The 20,524-nt window shown below is 62.3% G+C and carries 16 protein-coding genes and 3 pseudogenes; 12 read left to right on the forward strand and 7 right to left on the reverse strand.

Annotated elements, in window-relative coordinates:
• Positions 1-49 precede the first annotated feature (49 nt).
• The 3 genes from KFB96_RS17345 to speE all read left to right on the forward strand — a co-directional run bounded on the left by KFB96_RS17345 (position 50) and on the right by speE (position 2,230).
• Positions 50-922 (forward strand): response regulator, encoded by an 873-nt coding sequence (locus tag KFB96_RS17345; RefSeq protein WP_213460001.1) that lies wholly within the window; start codon positions 50-52, stop codon positions 920-922.
• 42 nt (positions 923-964) lie between these two features.
• A complete protein-coding gene (locus KFB96_RS17350; RefSeq protein ID WP_213460003.1) occupies positions 965-1,303 on the forward strand; it encodes a metalloregulator ArsR/SmtB family transcription factor in 339 nt (112 codons plus the stop codon).
• Positions 1,304-1,366: 63 nt separating this feature from the next.
• Positions 1,367-2,230, forward strand: coding sequence for a polyamine aminopropyltransferase (gene speE / locus KFB96_RS17355; protein WP_213460005.1), 864 nt, complete (start codon positions 1,367-1,369; stop codon positions 2,228-2,230).
• A 214-nt stretch (positions 2,231-2,444) separates the two neighbouring features.
• On the opposite strand, the gene KFB96_RS17360 is transcribed toward speE, so the two are convergent.
• The 4 genes and pseudogenes from KFB96_RS17360 to KFB96_RS17375 form a co-directional block, all read right to left on the reverse strand.
• The gene (locus KFB96_RS17360; protein WP_213460007.1) at positions 2,445-3,704 is read right to left on the reverse strand and encodes an ammonium transporter; all 1,260 of its coding nucleotides are present in this window, start codon (positions 3,702-3,704) and stop codon (positions 2,445-2,447) included.
• Between the two features lie 164 nt (positions 3,705-3,868).
• Positions 3,869-4,069 (reverse strand): annotated as a pseudogene (locus tag KFB96_RS17365) (ammonia channel protein); the annotation flags it as partial.
• A 23-nt stretch (positions 4,070-4,092) separates the two neighbouring features.
• Positions 4,093-4,431 carry a P-II family nitrogen regulator gene (locus KFB96_RS17370; RefSeq protein WP_007194091.1) on the reverse strand — a complete coding sequence of 113 codons (339 nt, stop codon included), beginning with the start codon at positions 4,429-4,431 and terminating at the stop codon, positions 4,093-4,095.
• A gap of 77 nt (positions 4,432-4,508) precedes the next feature.
• Positions 4,509-5,291 (reverse strand): TorF family putative porin, encoded by a 783-nt coding sequence (locus tag KFB96_RS17375; protein ID WP_213460010.1) that lies wholly within the window; start codon positions 5,289-5,291, stop codon positions 4,509-4,511.
• Positions 5,292-5,701: 410 nt separating this feature from the next.
• Here KFB96_RS17375 and KFB96_RS17380 point away from each other — a divergent pair, with 410 nt between their 5' ends.
• From KFB96_RS17380 to KFB96_RS17420, 9 genes and pseudogenes are all read left to right on the forward strand, one after another.
• Complete coding sequence (locus KFB96_RS17380; protein ID WP_213460012.1) at positions 5,702-5,968, forward strand: accessory factor UbiK family protein; 267 nt, start codon at positions 5,702-5,704, stop codon at positions 5,966-5,968.
• Positions 5,969-5,989: 21 nt separating this feature from the next.
• Positions 5,990-7,509, forward strand: a pseudogene (locus KFB96_RS17385) (YifB family Mg chelatase-like AAA ATPase).
• A gap of 186 nt (positions 7,510-7,695) precedes the next feature.
• Positions 7,696-9,603, forward strand: a complete 1,908-nt coding sequence (locus KFB96_RS17390; RefSeq protein ID WP_213460016.1) for an ATP-binding cassette domain-containing protein — start codon at positions 7,696-7,698, stop codon at positions 9,601-9,603.
• Between the two features lie 148 nt (positions 9,604-9,751).
• Positions 9,752-12,261: pseudogene (locus tag KFB96_RS17395) on the forward strand (glycogen/starch/alpha-glucan phosphorylase).
• Positions 12,262-12,484: 223 nt separating this feature from the next.
• Positions 12,485-13,681, forward strand: a complete 1,197-nt coding sequence (locus KFB96_RS17400; RefSeq protein ID WP_213460020.1) for a SpoIIE family protein phosphatase — start codon at positions 12,485-12,487, stop codon at positions 13,679-13,681.
• A 180-nt stretch (positions 13,682-13,861) separates the two neighbouring features.
• The gene (locus KFB96_RS17405) at positions 13,862-14,230 is read left to right on the forward strand and encodes an Hpt domain-containing protein (RefSeq protein WP_213460022.1); all 369 of its coding nucleotides are present in this window, start codon (positions 13,862-13,864) and stop codon (positions 14,228-14,230) included.
• Positions 14,231-14,350: 120 nt separating this feature from the next.
• On the forward strand, positions 14,351-14,692 hold the full coding sequence (locus KFB96_RS17410) for an STAS domain-containing protein (RefSeq protein WP_213460024.1): 342 nt from the start codon (positions 14,351-14,353) through the stop codon (positions 14,690-14,692).
• 85 nt (positions 14,693-14,777) lie between these two features.
• Complete coding sequence (locus tag KFB96_RS17415; RefSeq protein WP_300970425.1) at positions 14,778-15,785, forward strand: glycosyltransferase family 2 protein; 1,008 nt, start codon at positions 14,778-14,780, stop codon at positions 15,783-15,785.
• A 108-nt stretch (positions 15,786-15,893) separates the two neighbouring features.
• Positions 15,894-17,048 carry an alkaline phosphatase family protein gene (locus KFB96_RS17420; protein WP_213460026.1) on the forward strand — a complete coding sequence of 385 codons (1,155 nt, stop codon included), beginning with the start codon at positions 15,894-15,896 and terminating at the stop codon, positions 17,046-17,048.
• A gap of 101 nt (positions 17,049-17,149) precedes the next feature.
• Here the strand turns inward: KFB96_RS17420 and KFB96_RS17425 are convergent, their stop codons facing one another.
• From KFB96_RS17425 to KFB96_RS17435, 3 genes are all read right to left on the reverse strand, one after another.
• On the reverse strand, positions 17,150-17,602 hold the full coding sequence (locus KFB96_RS17425) for a hypothetical protein (RefSeq protein WP_213465374.1): 453 nt from the start codon (positions 17,600-17,602) through the stop codon (positions 17,150-17,152).
• Positions 17,603-17,666: 64 nt separating this feature from the next.
• Entirely contained in the window at positions 17,667-18,014 is a 348-nt protein-coding gene (locus KFB96_RS17430) for a hypothetical protein (protein WP_213460030.1), read from the reverse strand.
• Between the two features lie 137 nt (positions 18,015-18,151).
• Positions 18,152-20,524 (reverse strand): glycoside hydrolase family 9 protein, encoded by a 2,373-nt coding sequence (locus tag KFB96_RS17435; RefSeq protein WP_213460032.1) that lies wholly within the window; start codon positions 20,522-20,524, stop codon positions 18,152-18,154.

Here is a 20,524-nt window from a genome sequence, read left to right on the forward strand (position 1 = left end):
GCCGCCGAGTCCAGCTCGCGTCGGTTCCGGGCGCACAAGGGCAGACGACATGACCCGCTACGCCGGCTTCAAGCTGCTGATCGTCGACGACCACGCTCACAACCTCTTCACGCTCCGAACCCTGATCGAGAGCGAGATGGATGTCGAGGTTCTCGAGGCCACCTCGGGGCAGGACGCCATCGACCTGACCCACCGGTATCCGGACATCGACCTCATCATCCTCGATGTCCAGATGCCCGAGATGGACGGCTTCGAGACCGCGTCCATGCTCAAATTGCGCAAGCGCACGCGCGATATCCCGATTATCTTCCTGACCGCGGCCTTCAAATCGGAAGAGTTTCAGCAGCGCGGATTCGCCGTCGGTGCCGTCGACTATCTGCTTAAACCGATCGACGACAACCTTCTGATCAACAAGATCAGCACCTACTTCAGGCTGATCGAAAAGGAGCGCGAGCTCAACCGCACCCTGGAGCAGACGGTCGAGGAACGCACAAGGGAGCTGGCCGAAGCACGGCAATACCTCGAGAACATCATCACGCATATGGGTGAAGCGCTCTTGGTCTTGGATCCGAGCGGTACCATCACACACACCAACCCGGCGGCGTGGAAGATGCTCGGCTACCGCGGGGAGGATCTGCGCGGCATGCCCATCGGAGACGTCTTCGAAGAGGAAGGCGACGCCGAAGCAGGCGCCTTCATGGGAACCTGGCTGGAAGCACTGATCCGTACCGGAGCCTTGAGCCGGATCGAGGCGCGCTTTATCGCTCGCGACGGCCGGCGCGTCCCGATCCTCTTCTCGCGCACCGCGGTGAAGGATACCGAAGGGCGGATCAGCGATATCATCTGTATTGCCAAGGATATGACCGGCTACGTGCGGGTCGGGGAGAACGGGAGCGCAAGAGCCCTGCCGACAGGGGGATAAGCAACAACACGAGAAGATTGGAGCCCCAAGGGAGGAGCAAGAATGAGTGAACCGATGGTCCCCGAGACCCCCGAAGACGATGAAGACACGACCCTGACCGCCAACGCCCTGAAGGCCATGGCCCACCCTCTGCGATGGAAGATCCTCTGCTCGCTCGGCGACAAGGAGCTCTCCGTCGGCGAGATCGTCGATCGGACCGGGACGTCGCAAAGCAACATCTCTCAGCACCTGGAGCAGCTGCGCAACAAGAACATCGTGGTTGCCCGCAAAGAGGCCAATCGCATCTATTACCGCATCCGCAACGATCAGTTGCTCGACCTCATCGGCATCATGCGCGACGTCCTGTGCCCGGCGAACCTGGACGACCGATTCCCCAAATAGGCCGCGCATCTTGTGTACCGTCCCTATCGTCATGCCCGCCAAACCACTCAGGACACGCCCCTCATGCTCGATCCCAACACCTGGTTCTCCGAGGTCGCCGCCGCGGACGGCGCCGCCTTCTCGCTGCGGATCTCCTCGAAGCTCCACGAGGAGCAGAGCCGCTATCAGCACATCGAGATCTACGAGACCGAGGGTTTCGGCAATCTCATGGTCATCGACGGCTGCACCATGCTCTCGACCCGCGACAACTTTCTCTATCACGAGATGATGTCGCACCCGGCGCTCTTTACCCATCCGAATCCCAAGCGGGTCTGCATCATCGGGGGCGGCGACTGCGGCACCCTGCGCGAGGTGTTGAAGCACCCCGGCGTCGAGCAGGCGGTTCAGATCGACATCGACGAGCGTGTGACGCGTCTGTCCGAGATGTTTTTTCCTGAGCTCACCGCCTCCAACGGCGATGCGCGCGCGCATCTGTTGTTCGAGGACGGGGTGCGCTGGATCCAGGAGGCGGATGCCGGCAGTCTGGACATCATCATCGTCGACAGTACCGACCCCGTCGGTCCCGCGGTCGGTCTCTTCACCAGCGACTTCTACGCCCACTGCCGACGCGCCTTGGGCACGGGCGGCATTCTGGTTCAGCAGAGCGAATCCCCCCTGTATCACATGCGCATCCTGACCGAGATGCACACCGCGATGCGCAGCGCCGGTTTCCGCGACACCCGCACACTCTTTTTCCCCCAACCGATCTATCCCTCCGGCTGGTGGAGCGCGACGATGGCGGGCACCGACCTGTCGCTCGGGGATTTTCGGCTCGAAGACGCTGCGCGCAAAGGCTTCGACACCCTCTACTACAACGCCGAGATCCATCGTGCCGCCTTGGCGCAACCCGAGTTCTTCCGCCGCGCGCTCGCCGAGATCGCAGACTGAGCCCGATTGCTCGGGCCTTCCGACGCGTCGTATAGCGGACCGAGGTGAAGCAAGGTCCAGCGCTCCCGGGGGCGCCGAACACCGCCTGTTTGTTTCACGGCGTTTCAGCCGACCTTGATGGGTTTCGCTGCGCTCTACCCATCCTACGATTCGGAGGGCAAAAAAATGGGGCCCGACGGGCCCCGAAGAATTCACAACAGCGTAAAGCGGACGATCAAGAGCCTCCGCGAGCCCCGACAAACTCGGGATAGGCCTCCAGGCCGCACTCCCCGATATCGACACCCTCGTACTCCTCTTCCTCGCTGACTCGGATGCCCATGATGAGCTTGAGGATCAGCCAGACGATGAAGGAGGTCACGAAGACCCAACCCAGGATGGTGCCGAGACCGATCGCCTGAGCAGCGAAGCTGGCGTCGCTGTTGGTGATGGGTACCGCCATCAGACCCCACATTCCGACTACGCCATGCACGGAGATGGCGCCGACCGGATCATCGACCCGCAGCTTGTCCATGGTCACGATCGCGAAGACGACGATCACGCCGCCGATGGCCCCGATCATGGTCGCGAGCAAGGGCGAGGGTGTGAGCGGCTCGGCCGTGATGGCGACCAGCCCGGCAAGGGCACCGTTCAGGGCCATCGTAAGATCCGCCTTGCCGAACAACAGCCGCGCCGTGATCAGACCGAAGATGGTTCCGCCGGCTGCGGACATGTTGGTGTTGACGAAGATCGCCGCCACCGCATTGGCATCCTCGATGTTGGAGATGACCAGCTGCGACCCGCCGTTGAAGCCGAACCAGCCAAGCCAGAGGATAAAGGTACCGAGCGTAGCAAGCGGCATATTCGCGCCCGGGATGGCGTTGATCGATCCGTCTTTGCCGTACTTGCCCTTGCGCGCACCCAGCAGAAGAACGCCTGCGAGCGCCGCCGATGCACCGGCCAAGTGCACGATGCCGGAGCCTGCGAAGTCAAGGAATCCGAGCTCGTCGAGGAACCCGCCGCCCCACTTCCAGTAGCCTTGCATCGGGTAGATGAACCCGGTCATCACGACCGCAAAAAGCAGGAAGGCCCAGAGCTTCATCCGCTCGGCCACGGCACCGGAAACGATCGACATGGCGGTCGCCACGAAGACGACTTGGAAAAAGAAGTCGGCCATCGCGGAGTAGTAGGTCTCTCCGTCGCTGCCCAGGACCTCGTCGACGCTGTTGTCGCCGCCGAACATGAAACCCCAATCGATGGCGGGGATGAATCCGTTGCCGTCGGCCGGATACATGATCCCGTATCCCACCAGCATGTACATGATCGAGGCGATCGCGAAGAGAGCGATGTTCTTGGTCAAGATTTCGGCGGTGTTCTTGGCACGGACCATCCCGGCCTCGAGCATCGCGAAGCCGGCGGCCATCCACATGACCAGTGCGCCGGAGATGAGAAAATAAAAGGTATCGAGCGCGTAGCTCAACTCGGTAATTGCTTCCACGTGAGAATCTCCAAGAGGTTCGAGGCGAGGCAGGCGCCGAGTCGGACGCATCCGCCTCGGCGAGCGGCTTAAAGGATGTAACCGCGCTCGCCGTGCTGAGAAAGATCGAGACCTTCGGTTTCCTGCTCCTCGGTGACACGCAGCCCGATGACCAGATCGACTAGCTTCGCGCGGACCATTCCGCCGTAGAAAAGCGCCAAACCCGGGATGGTCATAAATAGGACGAGCGCGGTCGCGGTCAGCATCCAAGCCGTATCACCGCTGTTCAGAACAGGCACCTCCTCGGCCAACGCCAGTGCAGGCGTCAGCAGCGAGAGCGCCGCCAAGGCCGGCACGACCAGTCGTCGCGGTTCCAATGTGTACATCGTTGCGATCCTCTCGGCGACGACTAAAGTGCGTCCGATCCGGTCTCGCCGGTACGAATGCGGATGACCTGTTGCAGGTCGAAGACGAAGATCTTCCCGTCGCCGATCTTGCCGGTCCGCGCCGCGCTGCTGATGGCCTCGATCACCTTCTCGACCATCGCGTCGTCCACCGCGATCTCCACCTTGATCTTGGGGAGGAAATCCACGACATACTCGGCGCCGCGGTAAAGCTCCGTATGCCCTTTCTGACGACCGAAGCCCTTGACCTCGATGACGGTAATACCGGATACGCCGATGTCCCCGAGTGCCTCGCGGACGTCGTCCAGCTTGAACGGCTTGATGATGGCTGCAACCAGTTTCATTGCAATTGATCTCCTGTAGAGGCCAAGGGCGAACCCTTGGCCGAGGGATTGGAATCGCGAGTGCGGGGCGGGATGACTTAGAATTCCTTCAACCAGCCGACCCAGAACTGCGGATCGTCGTTGTAGGTTTCGCGTCCGACCTGGTCGTAGTTCAAGCTGAAGGTGCCGAAATCACCGGCCTCGCGGCTGATGGTCAGACCCCAATGACCATAGTCGTTGCCGCCGTCGTTGTAATCGAAATCATAATAGCCGCCGCGCACGCCGAGCCCGAAATCGTAGGGCAGCGCGAACTCAAGGCCTGCGTAGTAGTACCAGTCCCCTTCGACGAAGAGCGCTTCGCCGGAAGCAACCCCGGGGGCATCGTCCGCCTGACCGTAGACCGTATAGGCCAAACCGAGCGTGAGCCATTTCCAGGTCGCGCTGCCGCCGATTTCCGCGAAGTCAAGATCCTCGCCATCGGGATATGCGTAGTAGATGGCGTTGACGTCGAAGCTGAGATCGTCGTTGATGGCCATGCCGTAACCGAGATAGCCGTCGAGCTCGTAACCGGGTGAGCTGAACGTGTCTACGACATCGACCGTCTTTCCGTCGACGTTGAGCTCGTATTCGACAGCGTCGCCGAAATCAACGTTGGAGATCCACGCACCCGCATAGAAACCACTGCTGTGCTCGTAATCGACCCCGCCTTGAACGGCCGGACCGTCGTCGGTCTGCGTTAAGCCGCGGAAAAAGTAGTTGCTGACCACGCCGATATTGGCGCTGAAACTGTTCGCCTCGTCGGCCGCGGCGATCTGGAAGGAGCCGGCGCTCATGGTCAATGCCCCAAGCGCCAGGGCGGTTCCGATGCGTCGTGTTGTCATTGCTGTGTGCCTCTCGATGATGCGGGCTTGCGTGTCGAGGTTTAAAAATACCGGCTGGTGCCCGAGTGACCTCGCCGGTTATGACGTTGTGATGTCGATTAAGCAGATAGCGTGCCATGCCTCGACACCCTTACCGGAAAGAGGTATTTCAGCATCATGTGACAAAGACACAACAACGCACCGCACCAAGGCGAAGCATAAGCGAGCACCCGGAAGAACGGCCGCACCAGAAGGGTGCGGCAATACGGACGCCGATCGAAAGCCGGCCCACTTGCCCGCCGGGCCGTCCTATAATGGCGGCTGCATCGCGTCACGACGGCTCTCGCGACGATGGCGTCGCCGCGGAATCGGCACTCGCATCCACGTTGGACCCACGGGTCAAGCACAGACCGCAGCACAGAGGAACCCCCATGTTGGATCCCAAGCAGCTCGACGATCTCGCCCAGCGCCTCGCATCGGCGATGCCGAAGGGCCTTCAGATGTTGCAGGAAGACATCGGCCGCAATCTCCGAGCGTCGCTCGAATCCGGCCTGGACAAGCTCGACTTGGTCACCCGTGAAGAGTTCGACGTCCAGTCCGCCGTCCTGGCGCGCAGCCGCGAGAAACTGGCGGTGCTTGAAGCGCGCATTGCCGAGCTGGAGCGTGCGCTCGCACCCGGGCGATCGGGGGCGGATTGAGGCCCCGATACCGAGCCGGTCGTGGCCCTCTGTATCCTGCACAGCCGCGCCCGGGTCGGCATCCACGCCCCCGCCGTCACGGTCGAGGTCCATCTATCCGGAGGGCTACCCTATCTGTCGATGGTCGGGCTGCCCGAGATGGCGGTCAAAGAGAGCAAGGACCGCGTGCGCGGCGCCTTGCTGAATGGCCGGTTCCAGTTTCCGCTCGGCCGGGTCACCATCAACCTTGCACCGGCCGACCTTCCCAAGGAGGGCGGGCGCTTCGATCTGCCGATCGCACTCGGCATCCTCGGCGCGTCCGGTCAGATCGTCACCGAGCGGCTCGAGCGGTATGAGTGGATCGGCGAGCTGGCGCTCTCGGGCGGGTTGCGCCCGGTCAACGGCGTCCTGCCCGTCGCGGTGGCGGCACGCGAGGCGGGCCGCGAGCTGATCCTGCCTGCGGAGAACGCCGCGGAGGCGTCGCTGGTCTCGGGGCTCGAGATCCGACCGGCGCGGCACCTGATGGAGGTGTGCGAGCATCTGAACGGGACGCGTGTGCTGCCGACCTTCGTGGCGGGCGAGCGAGTTTTCGTCGAGCCCGTCTATCCCGACCTCGCGGAGGTCAGGGGTCAGGAGCATGCGAAGCGGGCCTTGGAGATCGCTGCCGCGGGCGGCCACAGCCTGCTGTTGATCGGTCCGCCCGGAACCGGAAAGTCGATGTTGGCGAACCGGCTCCCGGGCTCTTGCCGCCGCTGAGCGAGGACGAGGCGCTCGAGGCGGCTGCGATCCGCTCGGTGAGCGACCGCGACCTGTTCGACCCTGCGCGCTGGCGCGAGCGTCCGTTTCGCTCGCCGCACCATACGGCGTCCGGCGTCGCGCTGGTGGGCGGCGGCAGCAACCCGCGACCCGGCGAGATCTCGCTCGCGCATCAAGGGGTCTTGTTTCTCGACGAGCTGCCCGAGTTCGACCGCAAGGTCCTGGAGGTCTTGCGCGAGCCCTTGGAGTCCGGTCATATCGACATCTCGCGGGCCGCGCGGCAGGCGCGTTTTCCGGCGCGATTCCAATTGGTTGCGGCGATGAATCCCTGTCCATGCGGTTATCTCGGGGACAACAGCGGGCGCTGCCGTTGTACCCTTGACCAGGTGGGACGCTATCGCGGACGCATCTCGGGACCGCTGCTCGACCGGATCGACATGCACGTCGAGGTCCCTCGGCTGGACCTGTCGCGGCTCGGCGAATCCGCGTCGGAGACGCGGGAGACGACAGCGCTGGTGAGACAGCGCGTGGATCGCGCACGCGCCCGCCAGATTGCGCGCGCGGGCAAGGCCAATCACGTCATTGGACCCGCCGAGATCGAGCGCGACTGCGCACTGGAGTCCGACGGGCAACGCATGATCCAACAGGCGATCACACGTCTGGCCCTATCGGCGCGGGCCTACCACCGGATCCTGAAGGTGGCCAGAACGATTGCCGATCTCGACGGCCTCGCTCGGATCGAGCAGCGACATCTCGGCGAGGCGATCGGTTATCGTCGACTCGATCGCGGCAACCCGACGCCGTGATGAAACCGCGTCCGGTAAGACCTGCACTGTTTGATGCATCCACGGCCCTTCGCCGGGAAGTGGCCTGAAATGAGATATTGTTGAATCGTTTAAACCGCGCCGACTCCAGCGGACGTCAAGTCTGCCGGGGTCGATCCCATCCAAAAACATCGCACAACGCGCTAGGCGCGGTTTAGACCCGACACCATGCTTCAGCTCCAATCACTCAGCCTGCGCCGCGGCCCGCACCTCTTGATCGAGGGTGCCGACGTCACCGTCTATCCGGGTCAAAAGGTCGGCCTGGTCGGCTACAACGGCTGCGGCAAGTCGAGCCTCTTCGCGCTGTTGCTCGGGGATCTCCACGCCGATGCCGGGCAAGCGACGATCCCGACCGGCTGGGAGGTCGCCCACGTCGCCCAGCACACCCCCGACAGCGAGGGTGCGGCGATCGATTTCGTGCTCGACGGCGACGCGGAGCTGCGCCGCATCCAGACCGAGCTTGCACGGGCCGAGGCGGCCGGCGACGGGCTGCATCAGGGCGAGCTGCTGGGGCGGCTGGAGGCCATCGACGCCTACGGGGCCGAAAGCCGTGCCGCGCGACTCCTGCACGGGCTCGGCTTCGCACCCGGCGACGAGCGCCGCCCGGTCAACAGTTACTCGGGCGGCTGGCGGATGCGTCTCGCCTTGGCGCGCACCCTCATGTGTCGCTCGGACCTCCTGCTGCTCGACGAGCCGACCAACCACCTGGATCTCGACGCCGTGATCTGGCTCGAAGGCTGGTTGAAGGCCTATCCCGGAACACTCCTTTTGATCTCGCACGATCGCGATTTTCTCGATGCCGTGACCGGACACATCCTACATCTCGATCGTCAGCGCCTGACACTCTATGCGGGCAACTACTCGGCCTTCGAGCGCCAACGGGCCGAGCGGCTCGCCCAGCAGCAAGCCGCGAGCGAGCGTCAACAGCGCGAGATCGCGCACATGCGCAGCTTCGTCGAGCGCTTCCGCGCCCAAGCCACCAAGGCGCGGCAAGCACAAAGCCGCCTGAAGGCGCTCGAGCGCATGGAGCTGATCGCACCGGCCCACGTGGATTCGCCCTTTCGATTCGCGTTCGCCCCGGCCGAGAACCTGCCGCGGCCATTGCTGCGCCTGGACGAGATCGCGGCAGGCTACGGCGACGGGCCCGTGATCGAGGGGGTTGGGCTTAGCCTCAACCCCGGGGATCGCATCGGACTGCTGGGGCGCAACGGGGCCGGCAAATCCACCTTCATCAAGATCCTGGCCGGGGAGCTGACCCCGTCGAGCGGGCGTTTGGAACGCGCTCAGGCCCTGAAGGTCGGCTATTTCGCCCAGCATCAGATCCACCAGCTGCATCTGGACGACAGCCCGCTCGGCCATCTGCGGCGTCAGGATCCGGGCGCGACCGAGCAGGTCCTGCGCAGCTATCTGGGCGGCTTCGGATTCGAAGGCGATCGCGCACTCGGCCCGGTCGGCCCACTCTCGGGCGGCGAGAAGGCGCGGCTCGTGCTCGCGCTGCTGATCCGCCAGCGGCCCAATCTGCTGCTGCTCGACGAGCCGACGAACCATTTGGATCTCGAGATGCGGCATGCCTTGACCGAAGCGCTCCAAGGGTTCGATGGGGCCTTGGTGCTGGTCTCCCATGACCGTCACCTGCTGCGTGTGACCGCCGACACGCTGCTTTTGGTCGACGCCGGTGCAGTGCGAGCGTTCGACGGAGATCTGGACGATTACCCCGCCTGGCTGGCCAACAACGATCCGAGTCGCGGCTCCGAGGCGACGCGCTCGACCGGGGTGCCGTCGGGCGCCGCAGCCGACGGCAACGAGCGCAAACAACAGCGTCGTCAGGCGGCACAATCACGTCAGACGCTGCAGCCGCTGCGAAAGCAGGAGAAAACGCTCGAGAAACGCATGGAAGCGCTTGCAGCCCGCCGCGCGGCGCTCGAGCAGACGCTCGCCGATCCGGACCTTTATGCCGCGGAAGCCAAGGCCCGATTGCTCGCGCTGCTCGAAGAACAACGCCAGGTCAGCACCGACCTGGAATCCACCGAGGAGGCCTGGCTCGAGGTCAACGAGGCAATAGAGCAGGCTCGATAGTTGCCTAATTGACTCGACGAGACCCTTGAGGAGACCTTCACTCAGCGACCGACCCCGCTCGACCGAGCTGTCGATGCCTCTCGCATCCGATGCGAATCGGCAACTCGGCTCGAGCTCAACCCCAACCGATCAAGGATCCAGCGGCGCCATGTCACCGTTCAAAAACCTCATCAGTGCCCGACCGAACGAGCAGTTCTTCGACCTCCCCCGCTGCCGATGACCCCGGAGGGTATCGCACGCGATTTTCAGCACTACTACGCCTATACCTTCGGGCGGGATCGCGACTGCCAGTCCGCTTACTATCCCTACAAGGCACTCGCCATCGCCCTGCGCGACCGTCTCATGGAGCGCTGGAAAGACACACGACACGCCTATGAAGACGCCGGCTGCAAGCGCACCTATTACCTATCGCTCGAGTTCCTGATGGGGCGCACCCTCTCCAACGCCATGCTCAATCTCGGCGTCAGCGATGCAGCCGCCAAGGGGCTCTACGACCTGGGTATCGCGCTCGAGGAGATCGCCGGCAACGAGCCCGACGCCGGATTGGGCAATGGCGGTCTCGGCCGGCTCGCGGCCTGCTTTCTCGACTCCTGCGCCACCCTGCAGCTTCCGGTCAGGGGCTACGGGCTGCACTACGAGTACGGGATGTTTCGCCAGCTGATCGAGAACGGCCATCAGATCGAAGAACCCGATCACTGGGTACGCGACGGCAATCCCTGGGAGTTGGAGCGCCCCGAGTTCACCCAACGCATCCAGTTCGGCGGCCACACCGAGACCCACAAAGACAACGACGGGCGCCGAGTCGTGCGCTGGGTCAACACCAACGACGTGCTCGCCGTCCCCTACGATATCCCGATCCCCGGTTATCGCAACGGCACCATCAATACCCTGCGGATGTGGAAGGCCGCCGCGACCGACGAGTTCGATCTCGGTGAGTTCAACTCGGGCAGTTATCCCGAGTCGGTCGCGCAGAAGAACGCCGCCGAGCACATCACCATGGTGCTCTACCCCAACGATGCCAGCGAGAACGGCAAGGAGCTGCGCCTGCGTCAGCAGTTCTTCCTGGCCAGCGCCAGCATCAAGGATGTGCTGCGCGATTGGATCCGTCTGAACGGGCCGGACTTCGGCACCTTCGCCGAAAAGAACTGCTTCCAGCTCAACGACACGCACCCCGCTGTTTCGGTCGCGGAGCTGATGCGTCAACTCATGGACGACCACGGTCTGGAATGGACGCAGGCCTGGGCCATCACCCGCAAGACCATGGCCTACACCAACCACACCTTGCTGCCCGAGGCACTCGAACGCTGGCCCGTGCGGCTCTTCGAGCGACTGCTTCCGCGCATTCTGCAGATCATCTACGAGATCAATGCCCGCTTTCTCGCCGAAGTGGCAACCCGCTGGCCGGGCGACAACGACCGCCAAAGACGCATGTCGCTGATCGAAGAAGGTTACGAGTCACAGGTGCGGATGGCCTACCTGGCAATCGTCGGGAGCTTCTCGGTCAACGGGGTCGCCGGTCTGCACTCCCAGTTGCTCGTCGAGGGTTTGTTCCGCGACTTCTACGAGCTCTGGCCCGAGAAATTCAACAACAAGACCAACGGCGTGACCCCTCGTCGCTGGCTCGCCATGTGCAATCCCGGACTGCGCGAGCTGCTCAACGAGACCATCGGCACCGAATGGGTGCGCGATCTGGGCCAGCTCGAACGCCTCGCACCTTACGCCGAGAACGCAGACTTCCGCGAGCGCTGGCATCGGATCAAGCAGGACAACAAGCGCTGTCTTGCCGCCACGGTCGAGCAGGTTTGCCGGGTCGCCTTTCCCGTCGACGCACTCTTCGATGTGCAGGTCAAACGCATCCACGAGTACAAGCGTCAGTTGCTCAACATCCTGCACGTGATCCATCTCTACAACCGCATCAAGCGCGGCGACACGCGGGACTGGACCCCGCGCTGCGTACTGATCGGCGGCAAGGCTGCACCGGGCTATCAGATGGCCAAGCAGATCATCAAGCTGGTCAACAATGTCGCCCGCGCGATCAACGGCGACCCGGAGACCGAGGGCCTGCTGCGGGTCGCCTTCATCCCGGATTACTGTGTCTCCTTGATGGAGGTGATCGCACCCGGGACGGATCTCTCCGAGCAGATCTCGACCGCCGGCAAGGAGGCCTCCGGCACGGGCAACATGAAGTTCATGATGAACGGCGCCATCACCATCGGCACCCTGGACGGGGCCAACATCGAGATCCGCGAGCAGGTCGGGGAAGAGAACTTCTTCCTGTTCGGCCTCACGGCCGCCGGGGTCGAGTCTCGGCGCGCCCACTATGACCCGAACGGCATCATCGCCAGCGACTCGGCGCTCCTCGAGGTCATGAGTTTGCTCGAGTCCGGCCATTTCAACCAGTTCGAGCCGGGGATCTTCGATCCGATCATCCTCTCGATTCGCAATGCCCATGACCCCTGGATGACCGCCGCGGATTTCCGCAGCTATATCGACGCGCAAGAGCAGGTCGATGTCGCCTACCGAGACCGCGAGCGCTGGCTGCGCATGAGCATCCTCAATACCGCTTACAGCGGCCATTTTTCCTCGGACCGCACGATTGCGGAGTACAACCGAGACATCTGGAAACTGACCCCGGTTTCCCCCAAGGCCCCGGGCTAGGCGAGCCGGCGCGCAAGTGTCCGCAAGGACACTTGCGCGCCTATGGTATAAGGCACGGCGGCCTTGCTCGTAATTCCGGCCATCGTGGCACGTGGCGCAGAGCGCCACGGGGCATGCGTGACACCGCAGAGCGGGTGTCACGAGCGACTGATGTTTTGGGTAGCCGGTCTGACGAGCGAGGCCGGCACGGCCAGCCGGTCTTTGCGGAGCCACTTTTTAGGCCATGCGTATCCTGATAGCCGACGACGCCAGCGACGCAAGAGAGATCCTCGGACGTCTTCTCAAGCGTTGGGGGCATGAGGTCGTCACCGCCAGCAATGGCCGGGAGGCGTGGGAGATCTTGAGGCAAGAGCCGCTCCGTCTCATCATCAGCGATTGGATGATGCCGGAGATCGACGGCCTCGAGCTCTGCCGGCGCGTTCGCGAAGCGCAGTGGGAGCACTACGTCTACTTCATCCTCCTGACGGCCCGCGACGACAAGGAAGACCTGATCGAGGGCATGACGGCGGGTGCCGATGATTTTCTGACCAAGTCGTTCAATTTCGAAGAGCTGCGGGTCCGGCTGCGTGCCGCCGAGCGCATCCTGAGCCTCGAAAGCCAACTCGCCTTACGCAACAGCAAGCTCGAAGAGACCAACGGCAAGCTCCACGCCGCACTCGACCGGATTCAGCAGGATCTGCGTGCAGCGGCGGCCCTGCAGGCCAGCCTCTTGCCGAAGGATCCGAACGTCTCGCCCGCCGTAGCCTTGGCTTGGCTGTTCCTGCCCGCGACCGAGATCGGCGGAGACATCTTCGATTTTTTCCGTTTAAACGACCGCGATCTTGGGTTCTATCATCTCGATGTCGCGGGGCATGGCGTGCCCTCGGCGATGATGTCTGTCACCCTGAGCCGAACCCTGTCCGCGGAGCTCGGCGAGGGTCATCTGGTCGCGCCACCCGAAGGCGAACGTCGCGTCAAAGCTCCGGATGCCGTCGTCGCCGACCTCAACCGGCGTTTCCAATCCGGCGACAACGCACCTTACTTCACCATGGTGTACGGCTACATCGACACCCACTCGGGGCGCGGCGAGCTCTGTCAGGCGGGCCACCCCCATCCGCTGCTCGCCCGGCGCGACGGACGCGTCGAACAGGTCGGACACGGCGGCTTTGCCGTCGGAATGCTCGAAGGTGTCCCCTACGACTCGGTCGCCTTCACACTGGAGCCCGGCGACCGACTGATCCTCTACTCGGACGGCATCACGGATTGTCGCAACGCCGAGGGCGAGAGCTTCGAGCTCGAGCGTCTCATCGGCTTGGCCGTAGACTGTGGAGGAGCGCCCCCGAAAACCTTGGCGAGCCGCCTGGATATGGCTCTAAGGGACTGGCGCGGCGAAGGCGAGATCGAGGACGACATCTCGCTGTTGGTGCTCCAGCGACGATGAGAGGCGACGCACATCAGTCGCATGAGGTTTACGGTTGCGCACGGGCCCGGGCCGGTGACGTGGAAATGTGAGGAGCGACACTGCCTTTCCTTGGCGTTGGGCGTTATCCTTAGACTGAGTTTGCCGACAAGCAACTCAGGCGATGTCCGCAACAGACGAGAGCGAGAGTGGATTGCCACCATGGCGGATTTAGGACAAGATCCAAAAAGCGTCCTCGATTTGAGTGTCCTTCAAGAAATCAGCGATCTCATGGAAGACGATTTCGCCGATCTTGTGCATCGGTTTCTCGTTGATGCCGCAGATCTCTTGGATCAAATCGATCAAGGGCTTGCTCAAGACGACGCTGCTGTAATGCATCGAGCCGCGCACACGCTCAAATCCAGTGCTGCCGCCCTTGGTGCAATCGGATTATCCGATCACGCGAGATACCTCGAGTCGCTCGGCCGAGCCGGCGTCATCGCGGGTGCCGATACGCATCTGGCGGCTGCCCGCGAACAAATGCGTCTCGCCAAAATAATGCTCGACAGGTATCTCTCGGAAGGATCTTGATCATGATCGCGCCCCGGCACAGAGCCAGCCCGACTGCGGCTTTTCGCTCGGTCCGCCGGTGAACGGACGATGATCCGAACCGCAGCGGTTACTTACGTCCGATCATTGGAGCAAACGAGGATGAAGGCAATTGTCACGCATCGTAAGATCGGCCAAGTCGACAGCGTCGCCCTCGCGGGACGCCTGACTGCCTCCGAGGCGCCGGCTGTTCGGCAAGAGATTCTCGACGTCCTTGCGCGCGGTGACTCGAAGCTCGTGCTTGATCTCTCCGAATTGACGTTCTGCGATTCGAGCGGCCTCTCGGTGCTGATCTCCGCTCTCAAGGCTGCCCGCGGCAATGGCGGGAACGTCGCCTTGGCTGGATTGACCCCCTCCATCCGGGCGCTGATCGAGTTGACTCGACTGCAACAGGTCTTCGAAATCTTCGACGATGCCAAGCTGGCCGCCGCGCGGATGATCTGATCGTGGCCGGCGTTCAATCCCGTGCTTGAATGGCGCCTTGATCCGTTGCGTGACGTGAGGCGATCAAGCATGAGGACGATCGGTGATGGCTGAGCTGGGTCGGAGTATGGCATCGGAACACTCGATTCTCGCCCTCTCGATCGTCATTATCGGTCGCAACGAAGGTTCGCGGCTCGCTCGGTGTATCCGTTCGGCGCGAGCAATTCGCGGCGTCAAAGGCGCGGTCGAGATCATCTACGTCGATTCGGATTCGTCTGACGGCAGCCCGGCCCGCGCGCGCGACATGGGTGCCGCCGTGGTGTCGCTGAAGTCCTCTCGCACGTCCCCGGCAATCGGACGCAATGCCGGGTGGCGAGCCGCTCGCGCATCGGTGGTGATGTTCTTGGACGGCGGCACCGTGCTCGACCCGGACTTCGTTGCGAGTGCCGTTCCACTGTTGAGAGACCCCAATGTCGCGGTCGTCTGGGGGCATCGGCGCGAACTGCACCCGGATGCTTCGATCTACAATCGTGTATTGGATCTCGATTGGATTCATCCGCCGGGGCCAACTGAATTCCACGGGGGTGACGCTTTAGTGCGCCGCACGGCACTTGAGCGCACGGGCGGATTCGACGAGCGGTTAGTCGCCGGCGAGGAGGCCGAGTTTTGTCGACGCCTGCGTGAATTGAGCTATCGCATCGAGCATATCGACCAACCGATGACGCTTCATGATCTCCACATATCGAGCTGGGATCAATACTGGCGGCGCGCCGTGCGGACAGGCTATACCACTGCAGAGATTTCGGAGCGTTTTCGGGCTGAAATGCCCGGTGTTTGGCGAACCGCAGCCCGTCGCAATCGACTTCACGCAGGGGGACTTATTCTTTCGGCGTTGTCTGCCTTGGTTGCGACTGTATTGCTCGCTAGTCCATGGCCGATCCTGCTCCTTTTGATACTCTACCTTGCCCTAATCGTGCGCACTGCAGGGCAGGCGGCCTGGAAAGAGCCGAATCCGGTGACCCGATTCCTTTACGGCATACACTTTCATCTTCAGCAGATCCCGATCCTTGTCGGTCAACTGCGCTACTATCGCGATCGATTCGCGGGTCGCTGACCTCAAACGCGTCCTGCACGCAACGAGGGGCATCCCTAAAGCTCAACTCGAGCTGCGGTCCCCTGACCCGTGAGGATCTCCCGTAAACAACGGCAGAGGGATGTTTCGATGAATGACAAGAAAGCACCTCCGATCTCGATCGTCGTTTTCATCGACGCGCTTGGTTGGGAAGTCCTGAAGGGGCGTCGATTCATGGAAGATCGACTGCCGTTCCGGCGCAAGTTGCGATCCGTATTCGGATTCTCGTCCGCATGTATTCCGTCGATCCTGACGGGAAAAATGCCGCGTGACCATCTCCACTGGTCTTTTTTTTATTACTCGCCCGAGACATCTCCGTTCAAACCCCTGCGTCTGCTGGGGCTGCTTCCGAGCTCCCTGATCGACCGCGGTCGGGTGCGCAACCTCATCAGCAAGTTGATCAAGCGGCTCTATGGATACACGGGATATTTCCAGCTCTACAACATCCCGTTTCAATACGTGGATAAATTCGACTACTGCGAGAAGAATGACCTTTTCGTGCCCGGCGGAATGAACCGAAGTCAGAACATCTTCGATCACCTGAGTCATGCAGGGGTAACTTACCATGTGTCCGACTGGCGCAAGTGCGAAGAAGACAACCTAGATGCGCTCAAGTCTGATCTTGAAAAGGGGGAAATCGCTTTCGCGTTCCTTTACATGGCATCCATGGACGCACTCCTGCACGAGGTCGGAAAAGAGAGTCCCCGAGTCGATCAGAAGCTCGCATGGTATGAGGCTCAGCTCGAAAATGTCCTGCAGATTGCCTCGACGCATTACGAGCAGGTGCGGCTGTTCATCTGCTCCGACCACGGCATGGCCACCGTGCACACGTCGATTGACCTCATGAGTAAAATCGAGGCACTCGGACTCGTCTTCGGGCGTGACTACACCGCCACCTATGATTCGACCATGGGACGTTTCTGGTTCCATAACCCGACCGCCCGCAAGCCGATCGTCGCCCTCCTTGAGCAAGTCCCGGAGGGCCGCATCCTGTCGCAGGAAGAGCTCAAGCGCCTCGGATGCGACTTCGAGGGCGATCAATTCGGTGAGCTGATCTTTCTGATGGAGGCAGGCACCCTGATCGTCCCGAGCCACATGGGACTCAAGCCGATCACGGGCATGCACGGTTATCACCCAGACCATCCGGATTCCGACGCCTCGCTCCTCTCGAATGTCGAGCCGCCGAACGATCCCGGGGCCATCACCGACATCTTTCACCTAATGCGCGCCGAGTCGGGCGCCTGATAGATATAGTGGCGAGTGGGTAGAAACGAATTCCTGAACAGTAACGTAGCGACCGGAAAGCCGAGAAACCGGCGCGCATTGAGTACATGACTACCTGTACATCAGTGGGGGCCGGGAAACAGCGTGATGCCGATGGCGGCCTTGATCAGATAGGCCACAAGGATGATCGAGAAACTGATGAGTAGATTGAAGCCGATGAGGATCAGGATGATCGCAATGATGTTGCCGTTGCGTGCCGGCGCTTCCAGCGCCTCATCCCGGGGTTTCGTCCGTCGATTCCGACCGACATAGAGCACGACAAAAAAGCGATGCGCCAGGAGGTTGAATTGGAGCTCCAAGTCGACGAGCTTTGGGGCGGGTCTCCCCTTTGGCGCGTTCAAGAGTGTCGTGATGGCCTTGATTTGCGGCTCGCTGAAGCTGGCGCGCATCGCCGGATCAAGCATCTCCAGATCATGCGCGGAGGTTATTTCAGAGTGCCGTGCCTGATCGCGATGTTCCCTGTCTAGAGTCTTTTGGTTCATGCCAACCTCGTCAATGCAATCCGACCGGTTCATCGAGGCCACCCTCGGCCGATCGCGGCCCATTCTGTCGAGCCAAGGACGGCAGGGGAGAAGCGCTTCAAAGCTGATACCACATCGCATCCGGATGCCAGTGGAGTGGCCGTCCGTTGAAGAGATTTTCCAGATTGTTCGCCACTGAATTGGCGATGACCATGAAATAAAGACCCCACAGCATCGGCAATAAAAGGACAGCAAGATTCGCGGAGGTGGATCGCCGGTTCAAAAGATGCGCGACGAAGCCAGTGAAGGCCGCGAGAAGCAGCAGCTCCAGCAGGAGCATCGGATAGTAGGTGATCATGACAAGCTCTCGCAACCAGATCGGGAACTCACCCTCATGACGCCAAAACAACGGCTCTTCCCTGAGATAGGAAAACACCATGAGCGTGATGATGATCAGGGCATTCACCAGCGCGCCGAGCAGAATCAGGGGCGCGCCGGAGGATGAGGAATACCTGTGTTGATGCGCGCGCAAAGGATATGAACAACAGCACGATGAAATGGCCCGCGACTTTACTATGGATCCCGTGCTTGCGACAAGCCGGATCACCTCGATTCAATCGATGACCGCGATTGCCTCATGGCGTCGATCTCTTCCCTGAGTCCATCCCGACGCAGCAGCCCGTAGGCCATCCCGACCTGAGCATAATCGGCGATCGTGGGCTCCGACATCGGAGGCAAACCACGCGCATCGGTATAGCGGCGCAGGACCGGATAAAGCGCCCTGAAGCCCTCCGCATCCCCGGGCAGATCCGATGTCAAGCGTCCGGCAGGCACATAGGCAAGATTGACCTCGGTCATCTCTCGCCACAGGGCGGGCAAGTGAAAATGAGGACCGAGGAGTGGGATACCCGCAAGTGGCTCGGCTCCCGAGAGCCCGCCCTTGGTCAGCCTGGACAGGGGGTATCGGGGCGACCTTGCGCCGAATCCGGTGAGATAACAAATGGATTGAGGGTTGGCCCCGAGCTGTGGGTGAGGACTTTGCCAGGCCCAGTCGAGATAGCGGGTCTGTCCCGTGAGTCGATAGGCCTGAAGCAGCGGCAAGGTCGCGCGCGTGGAAACGGCAAAGGAACCCCAACCCGCCAGGCCGATGGCCTGGTGGGTTGGTGCACGAAAGGGGTGCTCGGTCGCCTTGCGCACCCGCCAGTCCGCCGCCGCCACGAGCTTGGCGTGGGCCTCTGCAGCCCAGCGCGCATCCTGCTCCCCGTCATCGGCAAGGAGGTAGGACCAAAGCCCTGCCAACGCGAAGTCCTTGAAGCTGACCCCTGCGGTGGGATCGATCTCGAGCTTCGACAGAATCTCCTCGAAGGCAACACGATAGGACGGCTCGCCGGTGGTTCGATACAACTCGGCTGCGGCCCAGAGTCGATTGTCCTGAGCCGAGATGTCGGCGTAATCACCGGCGCGGACATCTATGGGATTCTTGTAGCGCTGCCCCTCGGCGGGCCAATCAGGATGGGTCAACAGGAAGTTCCAGGCTCGGCGCGCTGCGGACAATGCCATGGCGGCACGCTCCGGACGGTAGGGATGGATCAGGCGCGCGTGCAGTGCGCAGACCGCGGCAAAGGCCGCCGTGGCGTGAGTTGTTTTCTCGGAGAGCAGACGCGGGACAGGAATGGCATGGGACGGGCCATCGTCCCAGGTGCGACTGGCCACACGGAACCAGACCCCGCCATCCGCCGGATCCTGCATCCCGAGCAGCCAGTCAAGACCCCACTCCAACTCATCCAGGACATCCGGGATGCCGTTTCCAGACTCCGGGATGTTCAGGTCGCCATCGCCGAAACGTTCCGGAGCCAGGTCAAGTGCGGCCCCGATCAGATACCAGACCGGGGCGGCATTGGGCACGTATTGACCATAGTCGCCGGCATCAAACCAGCCGCGCCGGATCGGATGGCGGGCCGTCGGGCCGGTATCCGTATCACTGTCGGCACTCAAGGGAGAGCTCGCCACCGCGGCGTGAAAGGCGGCGTCCATGGCGGGAGGAACACCGCCCAAGGGCCGCTCGTAACCCGATTCGGCCCAAGGCCCGATCACGGGTGTCGAATTGCGGCTGTGATAGAAAAGGCGCATCACCGCACGATACGGCGCGTCGTAAATCTTCGTGTCGATGACAAAAGGATCCGACAGGCCGAGCCCGGCGACCCGCAGCCGATAACGCCCGGGGCGATCCAGTGCACTGAAGTCGGCCTCATGGACATCATGGCCGCTCCAGAGATCGGCGGGCGCACTCAAGCGCGCCTGACCACTGAACACCGGCTGACCCGTGTCGATCTCGATGACCTCGAACGCCGGATCATCCAGAGGCAGTGGGCCGGCGCTTCCCAGCCAATTGCCGAGGTAGGCCACCTTCGCAGACCCCGGGACGTAACCGATCTGATCGACCTGGATCGAGCCTGTGACACGCTCGGGCTCGTAGCCAACCGGGATGGCCCGGCAGGGCGCTCGTGCGTCGGCGGCGGGCTCCAGGGCAGCACAGGCATCCAGACGATACACCAGACCGGGACGCAGCCGAGCGGGGAACAAGAGATGCAGGCGTGTCTCCAACAAGGGCTGTTTCGCCGTATCGAAGCCGATGACCTGACGGTCTGTACCAACCCGGGTTGCGCTCAAACCCTCGCGGTAGATGGGATCCTCATCGCCGACGAGCCGATAGGCCGCCGGATCGCGAATGGCATCGGGAAGATCCAGCGTCTCGAACCCCAGGGTGAGCGCGCGTGCCGAGCGTGTTTCCAGATACCGAGCCTGTCCAACGGCAAGTGGCCGAACTTGACGTCCGGACGGCGCTGTGAAAGGCGATGTGATGCCACGCTCGAGCACCCTCTCGGTCGGCCCGGCGAGGCTCGACCGAGCCGTCGGCCCAATGGCGAGCAGACCCGTCAGGATCAAGATGGTCACGCTCTGCAGGCGCCGGTTCAT

It is taken from the genome of Thiocapsa sp., assembly GCF_018399035.1.
Lineage (GTDB): Bacteria > Pseudomonadota > Gammaproteobacteria > Chromatiales > Chromatiaceae > Thiocapsa.

What these genes read in the sequence shown, in the direction of transcription:
- KFB96_RS17345 (WP_213460001.1), top strand. Translation starts at nt 50, where the DNA reads ATGACCCGCTACGCCGGCTTCAAGCTGCTGATCGTCGACGACCACGCT.
- KFB96_RS17350 (WP_213460003.1), top strand. Translation starts at nt 965, where the DNA reads ATGAGTGAACCGATGGTCCCCGAGACCCCCGAAGACGATGAAGACACG.
- KFB96_RS17435 (WP_213460032.1), bottom strand. Translation starts at nt 20,524, where the DNA reads ATGAACCGGCGCCTGCAGAGCGTGACCATCTTGATCCTGACGGGTCTG.
- KFB96_RS17415 (WP_300970425.1), top strand. Translation starts at nt 14,778, where the DNA reads ATGGCTGAGCTGGGTCGGAGTATGGCATCGGAACACTCGATTCTCGCC.
- KFB96_RS17390 (WP_213460016.1), top strand. Translation starts at nt 7,696, where the DNA reads ATGCTTCAGCTCCAATCACTCAGCCTGCGCCGCGGCCCGCACCTCTTG.
- KFB96_RS17420 (WP_213460026.1), top strand. Translation starts at nt 15,894, where the DNA reads ATGAATGACAAGAAAGCACCTCCGATCTCGATCGTCGTTTTCATCGAC.
- speE (WP_213460005.1), top strand. Translation starts at nt 1,367, where the DNA reads ATGCTCGATCCCAACACCTGGTTCTCCGAGGTCGCCGCCGCGGACGGC.
- KFB96_RS17370 (WP_007194091.1), bottom strand. Translation starts at nt 4,431, where the DNA reads ATGAAACTGGTTGCAGCCATCATCAAGCCGTTCAAGCTGGACGACGTC.
- KFB96_RS17375 (WP_213460010.1), bottom strand. Translation starts at nt 5,291, where the DNA reads ATGACAACACGACGCATCGGAACCGCCCTGGCGCTTGGGGCATTGACC.
- KFB96_RS17410 (WP_213460024.1), top strand. Translation starts at nt 14,351, where the DNA reads ATGAAGGCAATTGTCACGCATCGTAAGATCGGCCAAGTCGACAGCGTC.
- KFB96_RS17405 (WP_213460022.1), top strand. Translation starts at nt 13,862, where the DNA reads ATGGCGGATTTAGGACAAGATCCAAAAAGCGTCCTCGATTTGAGTGTC.
- KFB96_RS17380 (WP_213460012.1), top strand. Translation starts at nt 5,702, where the DNA reads ATGTTGGATCCCAAGCAGCTCGACGATCTCGCCCAGCGCCTCGCATCG.
- KFB96_RS17400 (WP_213460020.1), top strand. Translation starts at nt 12,485, where the DNA reads ATGCGTATCCTGATAGCCGACGACGCCAGCGACGCAAGAGAGATCCTC.
- KFB96_RS17425 (WP_213465374.1), bottom strand. Translation starts at nt 17,602, where the DNA reads ATGAACCGGTCGGATTGCATTGACGAGGTTGGCATGAACCAAAAGACT.